Source organism: Rhizobium sp. FG113 (assembly GCF_057809895.1).
Genome location: NZ_JBMDKV010000001.1, coordinates 366805 through 379548, shown reverse-complemented (window position 1 = coordinate 379548; position 12744 = coordinate 366805). Strand labels below are relative to the sequence as shown.

Genomic DNA, 12744 nt, shown 5'->3' with positions numbered 1-12744 from the left:
ACACGCATCAACACCCTATTTATTCGAGAAGCGCATTCCATGAGCCAGACCAACAGCCGAACCGCCATTATCCGCGATCACGCCAAGAAGCGCGATGGCGTGGCCGAGACACTTCTCGCCGAGCTGCTCTTCGATCTGTTCGAGCTCGAAGCGCGGAACCTCGCGATCAATTTCGACCAGTACAGCCTGAACTCGCTGAACGGCTTCTTCGAAAGCGGCGAGGAGAAATACTTCTTCAAATTCCACCAGGAGGAAGGCGAGGAGAAGATGGGCGGCGAGTATTACCGCGCGGATATCCTGACGCGCGCGGGGCTTCCCGTCGACCAGCCGGTGATGATGTCGACGTTGCCCGGTGAACAGATCCTCGTCTACAAGCGCCGCTTCGACCCCAGGTTCTCCGACGTCCTGCGCGCCATCGATCTCGAGCCGGATGCAGCCGCAGCCGCTGAGGCGGTGAATGCCGAACGCAAGCTCAGCGAGGCCGTTTTAAAGGTCTACCTGGAGACGCTGCAGCCGGTAACGCCGGAACAGGTGGCTGAGGAGCCCGTGCACCGGCTGTTTTCCGCCCGCCTCGTCAGCGAACCCGGCGCGACATTCCCAGGCGGGCGCTACGAGAGCTTCTACATCGGCAAGCGCTTCGCTTTTCCCGGCGTTTCGCTCGATTGGAGCGAATTCGCGGCAGCGCGCTTCGTCATCAACGGCATTGCCTATGAAAAGACGGTCGGCGAACTGTTTGACGATACGCACAGGCGGCTGGCGCCGCTTCGCCTCGCGGATGCCGGCGGTGTCACGGCCCATGGTGACGCCCACAACGCGAACGTCTGGTATCGCAAGAACGAGGACGGCGCGTCGCTCGCCTTCTTCGACCCAGCTTTCGCCGGCGAGCATATTCCGACGCTCCTTGCAGAGGTCAAAACCACCTTCCACAACATCTTCGCCCACCCGCTCTGGCTCTACGAGCCTGATCTTGCCGAGCAGAAATTCGAAGCCCGGACGCGCTATGAAAATGGCACGCTGCATGCCGATTTCGACTGGCAGCCGAGCCCGGTCCGTCAGGCGCTTCTCGACGTCAAGGCAACAGCACTTTGGAAGCCGTTGCTTACGGAGCTGAAGAGCCGTGCGCTGCTTCCAGCGGATTGGCGAACGGTAATCCGACTCGGGCTGTTCCTCTGCCCGACGCTGGTGATGAACCTTCGCGCCGGCGCGGCCACGCATAATCCGACGTCTTCGCTGATCGGCTTTTCAACGGCCGTCATGGTGGGCAGCGAGCCGACAGCGGGCGCGGATATCGTGACCCGGTTCCTCGACGCGATCGATCCGGAGCACGCCTAAGATGAGCGCTTCCAGCCATCACGAATTCGCCAAAACGCGACATCGGCGATTGCCGAAATCGACAGGCACATTCATAGAGGGGTAGAGGTTTTCTGACTTTGCGCGGCGTCAATTGGCGTTGTCGCGCAGATTCAGATTTACAAGTTCGGGCAAAGAAATGACTATACATAATGCTGTTCCGCCGACCGCCCAAAATATAGGCTGAACATACAAAACACACGAATGACGTCTCGGCTTCGAGCCTAGCGCACACATCATCGTAGAAAAGAGGGGTTACCATGACATACGCATCGATCAAGTCTCACATGTCACGCCTGGCCATCGTCGCCGGCGTTATCGGCGCTCTCACGCAGGCCGTCCCGGCCGCAGCAGCCGACATTCCCGCCAAGCCGGAAGCCGGTACCTTCAAGCTCGGCATCGAACCGTGGCTTGGCTACGGCCAGTGGCATGTCGCCGCCAGCAAGGATCTGTTCAAGAAGTCCGGTCTGGAAGAGGTTGAACTCGTCAACTTCACTGAAGACAAGGATCTGAACGCAGCGCTCGCCAGCGGCCAGCTGGACGCAGCTAATATCGCGACCCACACCGCGATGGGCATGGTCGCCGCCGGCCTGCCGGTGAAGATCGTCTCGCTCCTCGATTTCAGCCTGACGGCCGACGCCATTCTCGCCGGCAGCGACATCAACAGCGTCGCCGACCTGAAGGGCAAGAGCGTCGCCTATGAAGAAGGCACGACCAGCGACATCCTGCTGAACTACGCGCTCGCCGCCAACGGCATGACCATCGACGACATCACCCGTGTTCCGATGCCGGCAGCCGATGCGGGCTCCGCTCTGATCGCCGGCCGGGTTCCGGTTGCCGTGACCTACGAGCCCTACATCTCCACTGCACGCGCGCAGGACAAGGCCATCAAGCTTCTCTTCGAAGCCGGCAAGGATCCGGGCCTCGTGTCTGACGTGCTGGTTGTTCGCGAGGACGTTCTGAAGTCCAAGCCGGGCCAGGTTCTTGCCATGCTGAAGGCCTGGGACGCAGCGCTTGCCGACTACAAGGCCAACACCGCCGAGGACCGCGCGATAATCGCCAAGGCTGTTGGCGCATCGCCTGAAGATCTCGCAACCGCATTCGACGGCGTGCAGTATTACACGACCGCCGAAGCGTCCAAGGCCTTCGCCGGCGAGTTCAAGACCAAGACATTCGTCGATGTCTTGAAGGCCGCCAAGCTCGCCAAGATTCTGACCCAGGACGTGACCGCCGAACAGATGATCGACTCGTCCTTCGTCGACGCGGCCAACAAGTAACGCGCTTACCAAGACGGATCATCCATGTCGGCATCACAATCCTCGTCTGCCAGCACCGACACCCGCGCGTCCTCGCGCGCGGGTGTCGGGCGACCGCCCAGTGCATTCCGCATCGGTGATCCGCTCGGCGCAAAAACGTTCCTCCTGATCGCGGTGTGCGTCTTCGCGCTGCTGTTTGCCTTTTGGTGGGCGGCGACCGCGACCGGCTGGGTCAAGCCCATCTTCCTTCCGAGCCCGAGCGCTGTCTGGACCAAGATGGTGGAGCTGGCACTCGACGGGACGTTGCTGAACGATGCCGGCATCAGCATCTACAGAATGCTCGTCGGCTTCGCGCTAGCGTCCTTGATGGCGATCCCGATAGGCATCATGATCGGCTGCTACCGCACCTGGGAAGCGGCGATCGAACCGTTTATCGACTTCGTCCGCTACATGCCTGTCGTCGCCTTCGTGCCGCTGACGATCCTGTGGGCAGGAACCAGCGATATCCAGAAATTCGTCATCATCTGGATCGGCACGTTCTTCCAGCAGGTGCTGATGGTGATGGACAGCGTCAAGCGCGTACCGCCAGACTTCGTTGGGCTTGGGCGAACGCTCGGTCTGTCGGAGCCGAAGATCCTCTGGCGCATCGTCCTGCCGTCGTCGCTGCCGGGCATATGGGATACGCTCAGGATCAGCATGGGCTGGGCCTGGACCTGGCTTGTTCTGGCCGAACTTGTCGCGGCCACCTCGGGGCTTGGCTACCGCATCGTGGTGTCCCAGCGCTATTTCCAGACGCAGACGATCATCGGCTACATCCTGCTTCTTGGCATACTTGGTCTGATCACCGATCAGAGCATGAAGGCTCTCGAGCGTGTTTTCTTCCGTTATACGTCGAGACATTGATATGACTGAACCGAAACTCAAGATCCAATCGCTCAACAAGTGGTACGGATCGGGCAAGCGAAGCGTTCACGCCCTCAGCGACATCGATCTGGAACTTGCCGACAACGAGTTCGTGTCGCTGGTCGGCGCTTCCGGCTGCGGCAAGAGCACGCTTCTGTCGATCGTCGCCGGCCTGCAGAAATTCAACGACGGAGTGCTCCTGACCGATGGCGCGCCGATCGTCGGCCCCGGCCTCGACCGTGGCGTCGTCTTCCAGTCCTATACGCTGCTGCCCTGGCTGACCGCGCAGCAGAACGTCGAATTCGCGCTTCAGGCGGCAGGCCTGTCGTCCGCTGAGCGCAGAGAAGTCGCACGGCACCATATCAACCTGGTCAAGCTCGACCGTTTCGCAGATGCCTTTCCCTCGCAGCTGTCAGGCGGCATGAAGCAGCGCGTCGCTATCGCGCGCGCGCTGTCTTATAGACCGAAGATGCTGCTTATGGACGAGCCCTTTGGGGCGCTGGACGCTCTGACGCGCCATCAAATGCAGGAGTTGCTGACGCAGATCTGGGAAGAACATCGCCTGACGGTGTTGTTCGTCACCCATGACGTCGAAGAAGCCGTCTACCTCTCCGACCGCATCATTTCGATGAGCATCAATCCCGGCCGGATCAACGCTACCTTCCACGTCGGCCTGGCGCGCCCGCGACATCAGGACATGATCTCGACCTCGGACTTCATTTCCATTCAGAAGGAAGTGTTGGCGGCGATCCGCGCTGGTTCGCAACAGGAAGATGCGCTTTAAGCTCTGAACCGGCCAACGAGATTGAGCATGATACGGCCGACATCATTGTCTTCTCCCGGCGCCGGCAGCGCGCCGATCCACGCGACAGAGCTGGCGGAAAACACCAATCCGCCGGCCTCGTGCCGATAGATCGTCATATCCGATCGCCGCATTGCGGCCCGCTCGGCCTCACCATCGGCAAGCCAGAGATCGGGGCGCACCTGAAAGCTGTCGTCGAAACCATCCGCGACCGCCAGCCGAACGAGGTTGGCGGGCGTTTCCTCCGAGCGCAGCACCGCATCCACCTCGTATCCCGCCGCGCCGCCGAGCACCGTGCCGCTATCGCCGAAAGCCTCGCCGACGCCATCGAACAGCCATGCATATTCGGCGCCGTAACTCCCTTCCAGCCGGCGGTAGGGGCGTGACGGGCCGAAGCTCATGATCACATAGGTGACACCAACAAGCGCCTGGGGGTGGCGATTGCCGCGATCTTCCCAGTTTCCGCCCGGCTCGCCTGTCATCGAGAGGTGCATCTCGCCCGGCCGGCCGCTCCAGATATCGTTCTTTCCGCGCCGCAGTTCCATCTTGTCGCCGTCAAAGGCGACTACCCAGTAAAAGCCGTTGCCACCGAGATAGCCGAGGCTGCCGCCGGAACCGAGATAGCGATCCAGCCCGCTCATCATCGCGGACGACCAGTATTCCGGATGACTGCCCGTCAACGCCAGCCGATAGGGCGAGAGGCTGTCCGCACCATCGTCGTGAAGATCGCGATCGGTCAGCACATCGACCGCGATGCCATGGCGCGCGTAGAATTTCAGCAGTTGCAGATCGACAGAGAGCAGATGCGGAGAGTTCGACAGAGGGTAGTGATAGTCGTCCCTCAATGTCGCGCGCGGGCGCCGGCTCGAGGTCAGGCTGACGCCGCTGAGATCGCTGTGCGTGTCGTAGAGGCTGAGGAAATTGTTGTCGATCGCAAACAGGTGCGAGCGGTCGCTGCCATGCCAGGGGTAGCGATGCGGCGGCAGTTGTTCGTCAGCGTAGGCGAGATAGGTCGCGGTCGGCAGCAGGACCGCCACGTTCGATTGAGGCTTGCGTGGGCGGACGAAGAAAGGCAGCCTCTCCACGCCGCGATCGGTCCTTATCTCAAGCGCATAGACGCCGGATCGGGCATCCTCGGGGATGTGAACCGTCATATCCGCCGCCCAGTCGAAACCGCCGAAATCATCGTTGTGCAGGTGGATGGCATCGAAATGATCGGGGGCCAGACGGGGATCATGGATCTCGCCGGTAAAGCGCGGCGAGGCGACCGCAAAAGTCGGCGCATTGTGGAGAATGATCGCCGGACCGCCTTGCTGCACGGGCGGAATCTCGCTTGCCGGGCCGCGGGTGGGAAAGCGCCATTCCGTCTCGTGGTCGGCGCTGGTTAGCCGGATACGGCCGAGCCTGGCGTTCAAGGTCTGATGTGAACGATCCGAGACGCCGCCGATGCAGATCGGCCCGGTGATATCCGCCGCGACGCGCGGGATCGTGCATTCCGCTACGACCTGCTGGTCAGCACGCCTGACCCCGTAATCTACCGCGCTCGGCGAAACGGAAACGTCGAGCTGATACCATCGCTCGTTGCGGACTTCAGCGACGACGTGGCTTTCGCCCTCGACCACGGCAACCAGACTGCCATCCGGCTCCAGGTTCAAGAGCAGCGGACCGATCGCGATCACCGGCTTCGTTGTCTCGTTCCTGGTGAAGAGGATTTCGAGGGATAGTTCGTAGGCTTCAGACCGAAAAGCGGTAGCCGGGATCTCGGCCCAGGAGCCGAGCTCGTACTCGCGGATCGAAAGTTCGGAATGCCGTGCGATCTCCCATTCGACTGCCACCGCCTCGTCGCGATCAAGTGTGACGATCCTGACGCTTGCCTTTGGATCGACGCAGGAGAGAAAGGCACCCGTGGCGGAGCCTGCTTTCACGCTCCACGGCTCGATGAAACCAACCGCAGCCATTGCGTCGTGGTTCAATCGCTTTCGCATGCCGGCACCCCGCATTCTCAAAGTCGGGGCGGCAATCCGATAGCGACCCGGTTATCAGCGGGAATTTTGTCTATACATCTTCGTGCCGTCAACCGCTGCGCCGGCCGAGATATTCTTGCGATGCGTACCAAACCGACAGTTTCTGGCCTGTTAACGACGCGGGCAATGGGCTAAGAGCGCTTTGGTCGCATTCGTTTTCCCCGATGCGGTCGAAACTTCAGCCTCGCCCTTCGCGAGGCTTTTTCTTTGTCCGCCACCCATTCTTCAAAAGGTGGACAACCCGTTCAGCACATTGAACTTTTCATCCCCCTAATGCACGATATATGGAATGCGAGGGAGGTTCATATAATGCGTTCAGGATTGGGGACGATCACTATTGCCGATGACGGGCATAACGGCCATGTCGCCTACGAAATGACCGAGAAAGACGGCCTGTTGTTTGCCGGCGAAGAATTGCTGCAGCGCGCGAAGGCGGCAAAGAAGGTTGTCTTCCGGCCGCTTGCCGCTGCAACCGAACACCGTATCCGCATCGGAAGCGTCGATGCGAGTTGCGCCAATTTCCTCATCCTGACCTGAGCCGGCTGGACGCCGGCACAGGCGGGGTTATCAGAGTGCCGCGACTTTAATGGCCGGCGAAAGCAAGCTCAGCGAACTCATAGACGCGCGCGAAGGCGGCGTCCGCACCGGCGATAGCCGCCCGTTCCTCATCATCGCTCAGCTCGACGCTATCAAGCGCTGCCGTGAACGTACGCCAATGCAGGCCACGCCCTTCCGGCGCACCGGCGAGATGGCGCGCGCCCATGTTCTCGTCGAGGCCGAGCTTGGCCGCGTATTTCAACAGGAAGGCGGCGCCGAGATTGGAGCCTTCGATCACGTAGAGCCACCCGAGGGCTTCGCCGAGCGCGACCTTCTCTCCCCTGGCGAATATCGGTGCGCTATCCGTTTGCGGCATCGCGACGCCGAGATCGGCAAAATCCTGCTCGATCAGCGCCAGCCTCCGGCGCCCGGTGAGATCGGGAAGCAAAGCGTCGAGCTCTTCGTTGAAGAACAGGGCATCGAGATCCCGGTGAAACAGGTACTGCATGGTGACGAGGCGAGCGTAGCTCTCCCGGTCCGCGAAGGGATTGAGCTGCATGATGCGCTTGTCCAGGCGCTCATGCGCTGCATGCGTCGCGGCTTTCAGTCGCTTGGTGCGCGTGTCCTCGGTTACCGGCGAGATCTCAGTCGCAATCGACATACATTCAATCCTTCAATCAGTTTCGGCCTTCAAACGGGCCGTAGCGGATAAATCTATAACGGCATTATCGTCCATCCACCCCACAAGACCAAAGATCTCATGGAGACGGACCGAGCCATATCACGACGCCAGCATGGCCGCTTGATTCATGACAATAACCCTCATCTTTTTATGAGTGATGCATGGGGCATTGTCGACATAGAATATATTATTTGCTGCTTCATCGTTTTCCCTGATATGCAGCAAAAGACAAGAATTTGCAGCAGCCTTTGGAGGACGACAGTTGGCGGACGACACGGAGAAGCAGCCGGTACACAAGCGAGGCTACGGGGTCTCCACGGTCTATGAAACCCTGCGCAACGAGATCATCGAGCTCAAGCTGGCGCCCGGCAGCCCCGTTGATGAGCAGCAGCTTTCGGACCGTTTTGCGCTTTCGCGTACCCCTATCCGCGAGGCGCTGGTGCGGCTGGCGGCCGAGGGGCTGATCACCACGCTCACCAATCGCACAACAATCGTCTCCAACATCGACTTTCTCGGGCTGGGCGAGTTCTTCGATGCGCTGACGCTGATGTACCGCGTGACGACGCGGCTCGCGGCCGCCAATCATCAGGCATCCGACATCGACGGCATCCGGGCGCTGCAGTTGCAGTTTCAGACCGCCGTCGAGGCCCGCGACGTGCTGGGGATGATCGCCACCAACCGCGATTTCCACGTCGCCATCGCCGAGGCCGGCCGCAACCGCTATTACACGGATCTCTTCACGCGATTGCTCGACCAAGGCCGCAGGATCCTCAGGCTCTACTATTCGTCCTTCAACGACGTGCTGCCGCGCCAATATGTTGGCGAGCACGAGGACATGATCCAGGCGATCATCAATCGCGACATCGACGGCGCCGACAAGCTTGCCGCCGCCCATGCCGACCAGATCGTCAGCCAGATCCGCTCCTACATCACCGCCGACAACCGGCAGACGGCACGGCTGCCGCTCTAATTCTCGAAGCGATCCGCTCTTGTATTTTTATTGTCGACAAGAAGTCGGCATAGTGATAGATACGGTCTCGGCAAATGGGCGGAGCTTCGCGCTAGCCCTCGTTCGGCAATCAAAGAGGAAAAACAGATGGCTGATTCAGTTTTCAAAGGTTGCATCCCGGCGCTGATGACGCCATGCAATCCCGACCGCAGCCCGAATTTCGACGCGCTTGTGGAAAAGGGTAAGGAACTCGTCGCGGCCGGCATGTCGGGCGTCGTCTATTGCGGCTCGATGGGCGATTGGCCGCTTCTGACCGACGAACAGCGCCAGGAAGGCGTCAAGCGTCTGGCCGAAGCCGGTGTTCCTGTTGTCGTCGGCACCGGCGCGATCAACACGCAGTCGGCCGTCAGCCATGCCGCGCACGCCGCCAAGGTCGGCGCCAAGGGCCTGATGGTCATTCCGCGCGTCCTGTCGCGCGGCTCATCCGTCGCAGCACAGCGTGATCACTTCTCGGCCGTTCTTGCCGCCGGCAAGGACCTGCCCGCCGTCATCTACAACAGCCCCTACTACGGTTTCGCGACCCGCGCCGACCTGTTCTTCGACCTGCGCTCGCGCTTCTCCAACCTTGTCGGCTTCAAGGAGTTCGGCGGCAAGGCGGATATGACCTATGCGGCCGAAAACATCACCGCCGGCGATGACGCGCTGACCCTGATGGTCGGCGTCGACACCGGCGTCTACCACGGCTTCGTCAACTGCGGCGCCGGCGGCGCGATCACCGGCATCGGTAACGCGCTTCCCAAAGAAGTTCTGCACCTCGTCTCGCTCTGCGAAAAGGCCGCCAAGGGCGACGCCCAGGCACGCCGCGATGCGCGCGAACTGGAAGAAGCACTGATGGTGCTCTCGACCTACGACGAAGGCCCGGATCTCGTGCTGCACTACAAGTATCTCTTGGTGCTGAACGGCGACGATCGCTATTCGCTGCACTTCAACGAGAGCGACAAGCTCAGCGCCTCGCAGCGCCGCCATCTCGAGAAGCAGTACGAACTCTTCCGCAACTGGTACGCTTCGCGCTACCCGAAGGCTGCCTGAGCTTTACGACAACAGCATATACGCCGGCCAATCCTTTGGCCGGCGTAATTGTTATCTGGATCGGGCTACGTTTGACGCTTGGTTGCCCAGGCCCGCTCGACAGCCGATTTCAGCTCCGTCTCAGAATAGGGCTTCCTGAGCAGGAAGGCTTTGGTGGGCGCTCCCGCCGGCAGACTGTGTTCGCCCGTCGCGAACACGACGGCGACGTCGGCCTGCTGGCGAAGCACAGCAATGGCAAGGTCGATACCGTTGATATCGGGCAAGCCGATATCCGCGACCAGCACGTCGATCTCGTTAGCCTGCAGGAACTCCAGCGCCTCCGCGCCATCCGCCGCTTCCGTCACCTGATGCCCCAGATCGAGCAGCATTTCCGCCGTATTGGAACGGATCAGGAAATCGTCCTCGACCAGCAAAATGCGCGGACCCACCGCCGTAACGGGCTGATCGATCGGTGCCGCGTTGCGCGGCGAGGAGGCATGGCTGACCTGCTTCTGGTTCGCGATCACGTGGCGAAGCCGGCGTGCCAGCGCTTCTCTCGTATAGGGCTTGGACAGCAGCTCGACGCCCGGGTCGAGCCTTCCGCCGTGAACGATCGAGTTTTCCGTATAGCCTGACGTGAAGAGCACGGCGACACCGGGCAGCCGCTCCTTCGCACGCCGCGCCATCTCGCTGCTCTTCAGCGGTCCGGGCATGACGACGTCGGTGAAGATCACGTCGATCTGCATGCCGCTTTCGATGACATTAAGTCCGGCCTGCGCGTCCTTGGCGGTCAATACGCTATAGCCGAGATCGGACAGCGTCTCGACGACGATCGCGCGGACTTCCTCGTCATCCTCGACCACAAGCACCGTCTCCGTGCCGCCGACCACCGGCCCGCCATGCACGGTCACTTCACGGTCCTCGTCGGCGACGGAACGCGGCAGATAGATGCGCACCGTCGTTCCCTGATCCACTTCGCTGTAGATCTTCACATGTCCGCCCGACTGCTTGACGAAGCCATAGACCATGGACAGTCCGAGCCCGGTTCCCTTGCCCTCTGGCTTGGTCGAGAAGAACGGCTCGAACACCTTGTTCAAGATATCAGGCGACATGCCCGTGCCGGTATCGGTGACCGCGAGCATCACGTACTGGCCGGGCATGACCTCCTGATGGCTGCGCGCATATTCCTGGTCGAGCGCCGCGTTGCCCATCTCGATCGTCAGCTTGCCGGAACCGCTCATCGCGTCGCGCGCGTTGATCGCGAGGTTGAGCAGTGCGTTTTCCACCTGCGTGGGGTCGGCATAGGTGTTCCACAGCCCGCCACTGGTGATAACTTCGATCTCGACCGCTTCGCCCAGCGAACGCCGCAACAGATCGTCCATTCCGCCGATGAAGCGGGCGATATTGATCACCCGAGGTTCGAGCGCCTGCCGGCGGCCGAAAGCGAGCAGCTGGCTTGCGAGCTTCGCGCCGCGATTGACGCCGGCCAGCGCGTTCGCCAATCGGCGCTCCGCCCGCTCGTTGCCCATCAGATCCTTGGACAGGAGCTGCAGGTTGCCAGAGACAACCTGGAGGAGATTGTTGAAATCGTGGGCCACACCGCCCGTCAGCTGGCCGATCGCTTCCATCTTCTGCGCCTGCTGCAGCGCGCGCTCGGTCTGATGGCGCTCGGCGATTTCGGCCTCAACGCGCGCCTCGAGGCTTTCGTTGAGCTGTCGTAGCTGCTCTTCGGCCCGCACGCGGTGGCGCACCTGCCGTTCGAGGCTGGTGGCGTGTTCCTGAAGGCTGGCCTCGGCCTCGCGCTGTTCAGTGATATCGGTGTGAACGCCGACCCATTCTTCGATCTCGCCCGAAGCGTCGAAGATCGGAACGCCGCGAATGGCAAACGTCCTGTAGACGCCATCGGCGCGCCGAACCCTGTGCTCATGGACATAGGTCGCTTTCGCGGCAACCGCCGCCTTCCAGCTTTCGACCGAGCCATCCTGATCATCCGGGTGAACGGCATCCGCCCAGCCATAACCCTGGTAGCTCTCGAAGGGTTGCCCCGTCAGCGCCGACCATGCCGGCTGTTCGCCGAGCATGCGTCCGTCGGCGGCGTTCGTCCAGATCACCCCGTGAACGGCGTTCACCGCCGCGCGGAAGCGGCCGTTGCTCCGCTGCAGGGCGACTTCGGAACGTTTGCGATCCTCGATGTCGATCATCACCACGTAGATGCCTTCGACATCGCCGCCCGATGTTCGTCGGGGCACATAGCGTATCTCGACGTTACGGTCGGTTCCATCAGGCCGGACGATCGACGTGTCGGTGATGATGCGGTCGCCGGCCATCGCCTGCTCGACAAGCGGAAGACGTGTCTGGTAGCTCGCCTGGCCGATCACCTCGGACACATGCTTGCCGACGACATCGGCAGCATCCAGGCCGAACCATTCCATGTAGCCCTGGTTGGCAAAGCGGTAGATATGGCCGCGATCGATGAAACCGACGAGGATGGGGAGCGCATCCGTCAGCCGTTTCAGCTCCTCGCGGCTTTCCGCGAGCTCAGCCACCGCTTTCACCTTGTCGGTGTTTTCAAGCACGGTGCAGAGAACGCCGTTCACCTTGCCGTCGTCGTCGTAGATCGGCGTGTAGAACAGGTCGAAGACGACTTCCTCAGGCACGCCGTGGCGATGCAGGACCATCTTCTGGTCGCGGTAGGACTGGACCTCACCGCGAAAGCCGGCCTCGAGAATCTTGCTGTTCCAGTCCCAGATCTCCGGCCATATCCCGGGGACCGTCGCGCCAAGCGCGCGCGGATGATAATTGCCGGCAATTTCGACGTAGCCGTCGTTATAGATCATCACATGATCATCGCCCCACATCAGCACCTGCGGGATGGGCGAATTGACGATGGAATTGACCTTGATTCTCAGGTTCTGCGGCCACGCGCTGATCGGGCCAAGCGAGGTTGCCGCCCAATCGAAACGGCGAACAAGTTCTCCGGTCTCGCCGCCGCCGATGGGCCAATGGCCGGACGTGAACTGATAAGTCATAAAGCCACCAAATGAACCAGAAATTCTCTTGTTTCATAGGGGACAGGAATGGCCCTGTCCATGGCGCTGGGGCGAGAACAAACACCCCGGCAGACATAATATGCTGGCGCTGACACGTGCCGGAAAACCGCAAAATGTAGAAGC

The 12744-nt window shown here is 61.2% G+C and carries 10 protein-coding genes; 7 read left to right on the top strand and 3 right to left on the bottom strand.

All coding sequences use genetic code 11. The annotated features are described in order from the left end of the window. The first annotated feature begins 39 nt into the window (after window positions 1-39). From ACODTZ_RS01520 to ACODTZ_RS01505, 4 genes are all read left to right on the top strand, one after another. Window positions 40-1332 (top strand): hypothetical protein, encoded by a 1293-nt coding sequence (locus ACODTZ_RS01520; RefSeq protein WP_489023244.1) that lies wholly within the window; start codon window positions 40-42, stop codon window positions 1330-1332. Between the two features lie 278 nt (window positions 1333-1610). Beyond that, window positions 1611-2627: an ABC transporter substrate-binding protein gene (locus ACODTZ_RS01515; protein WP_489023242.1), complete on the top strand. Its 1017-nt coding sequence runs from the start codon at window positions 1611-1613 to the stop codon at window positions 2625-2627. Between the two features lie 24 nt (window positions 2628-2651). After that, window positions 2652-3509 (top strand): ABC transporter permease, encoded by an 858-nt coding sequence (locus tag ACODTZ_RS01510; RefSeq protein WP_489023241.1) that lies wholly within the window; start codon window positions 2652-2654, stop codon window positions 3507-3509. Between the two features lies 1 nt (window position 3510). Further along, on the top strand, window positions 3511-4293 hold the full coding sequence (locus ACODTZ_RS01505) for an ABC transporter ATP-binding protein (RefSeq protein ID WP_489023239.1): 783 nt from the start codon (window positions 3511-3513) through the stop codon (window positions 4291-4293). Here ACODTZ_RS01505 and ACODTZ_RS01500 read toward each other — a convergent pair. Next, the gene (locus ACODTZ_RS01500) at window positions 4290-6296 is read right to left on the bottom strand and encodes a N,N-dimethylformamidase beta subunit family domain-containing protein (protein WP_489023237.1); all 2007 of its coding nucleotides are present in this window, start codon (window positions 6294-6296) and stop codon (window positions 4290-4292) included. The two genes, ACODTZ_RS01505 and ACODTZ_RS01500, sit on opposite strands and share 4 nt — an antisense overlap. Window positions 6297-6644: 348 nt before the next feature. Here ACODTZ_RS01500 and ACODTZ_RS01495 point away from each other — a divergent pair, with 348 nt between their 5' ends. Then, window positions 6645-6872: a hypothetical protein gene (locus tag ACODTZ_RS01495; RefSeq protein WP_489023235.1), complete on the top strand. Its 228-nt coding sequence runs from the start codon at window positions 6645-6647 to the stop codon at window positions 6870-6872. 46 nt (window positions 6873-6918) lie between these two features. On the opposite strand, the gene ACODTZ_RS01490 is transcribed toward ACODTZ_RS01495, so the two are convergent. Continuing rightward, on the bottom strand, window positions 6919-7533 hold the full coding sequence (locus tag ACODTZ_RS01490) for a biliverdin-producing heme oxygenase (protein ID WP_489023234.1): 615 nt from the start codon (window positions 7531-7533) through the stop codon (window positions 6919-6921). A gap of 283 nt (window positions 7534-7816) precedes the next feature. Between ACODTZ_RS01490 and ACODTZ_RS01485 the strand changes: the two genes are divergently transcribed. Both ACODTZ_RS01485 and ACODTZ_RS01480 read left to right on the top strand, forming a co-directional pair. Continuing rightward, window positions 7817-8524, top strand: coding sequence for a GntR family transcriptional regulator (locus tag ACODTZ_RS01485; protein ID WP_113177276.1), 708 nt, complete (start codon window positions 7817-7819; stop codon window positions 8522-8524). A gap of 126 nt (window positions 8525-8650) precedes the next feature. Further along, a complete protein-coding gene (locus tag ACODTZ_RS01480) occupies window positions 8651-9592 on the top strand; it encodes a dihydrodipicolinate synthase family protein (protein ID WP_111560683.1) in 942 nt (313 codons plus the stop codon). A 65-nt stretch (window positions 9593-9657) separates the two neighbouring features. Here the strand turns inward: ACODTZ_RS01480 and ACODTZ_RS01475 are convergent, their stop codons facing one another. Further along, window positions 9658-12600, bottom strand: a complete 2943-nt coding sequence (locus tag ACODTZ_RS01475; RefSeq protein ID WP_489023231.1) for a hybrid sensor histidine kinase/response regulator — start codon at window positions 12598-12600, stop codon at window positions 9658-9660. Window positions 12601-12744: the final 144 nt, after the last annotated feature.